We start from the raw sequence: 878 nt of genomic DNA on the forward strand, positions 1-878 counted from the left end.
TGGCTGGCGGTGGCGCTGCTGCTGGCGGGCGCGCTCACCGGCCTGCTCGCCGGCGTCTTCGGCGTCGGCGGCGGCGCCGTGGCCGTGCCCATCCTCTACGAGCTCTTCCGCCTGGTGGGCGTGCCCGAGGAGGTGAGAATGCCCCTGTGCGTGGGCACCTCGCTGGCCATCATCATCCCGACCTCGATCCGCTCCTTCAACGCCCACCGCGCCAAGGGCGCCGTCGACATGTCGATCCTGCGGGTCTGGGCCGTGCCGGTGGTGGTCGGGGTGGTCATGGGCAGCCTGGTCGCCCGCCATGCCCCGGCCGACTTGTTCAAGGCGGTGTTCGTGGCGGTGGCCGGCATCTCGGCGGTGCGGCTCCTGTTCGGCAAGGACACCTGGCGCCTGGGCCTCGACATGCCGGGCAAGGCCGTGATGGTGGTCTACGGCTGGGTCATCGGCGTGCTCTCGGCCCTGATGGGCATCGGCGGCGGCCAGCTGTCGAACCTGTTCATGACCTTCTACAACCGGCCGATCCATCAGGCGGTGGCGACCTCGTCGGGCCTGGGCATTCTGATCTCGATCCCGGGGGCGATCGGCTATGTCTATGCCGGCTGGCCGCGGGCGGCGCAGTTTCCCGACGTGGTGGCGCTGCAGCCGCCGCTGGCCTTGGGCTACATCTCGCTGGTGGGGTTCCTGCTGTTCATTCCCACCAGCACCTGGCTGGCGCCGGTGGGGGCGCGGCTGGCGCACCGGCTGTCCAAGCGCCGGCTGGAGGTGGCCTTCGGGCTGTTTCTCCTGCTGGTCTGCGCCCGGTTCGCCGCCAGCCTCCTCGTCTGAAAAACAAAACCGGAAAACAAAAAGGCCCTGCCGGTCCAAAACCGGCAGGGCCTTTC

General features: G+C 69.5%; 1 protein-coding gene. It reads left to right on the top strand.

Going from position 1 to position 878, the window contains the following annotated elements:
- The first annotated feature begins 3 nt into the window (after positions 1 to 3).
- A complete protein-coding gene (locus tag ACFOYU_RS15225; RefSeq protein WP_377034242.1) occupies positions 4 to 822 on the top strand; it encodes a sulfite exporter TauE/SafE family protein in 819 nt (272 codons plus the stop codon).
- The last annotated feature ends 56 nt before the right edge of the window (positions 823 to 878 follow it).

This window comes from Microvirga sp. GCM10011540 (assembly GCF_042650665.1).
In the GTDB taxonomy this organism is placed as follows: Bacteria; Pseudomonadota; Alphaproteobacteria; order Rhizobiales; family Beijerinckiaceae; genus Microvirga; species Microvirga lenta.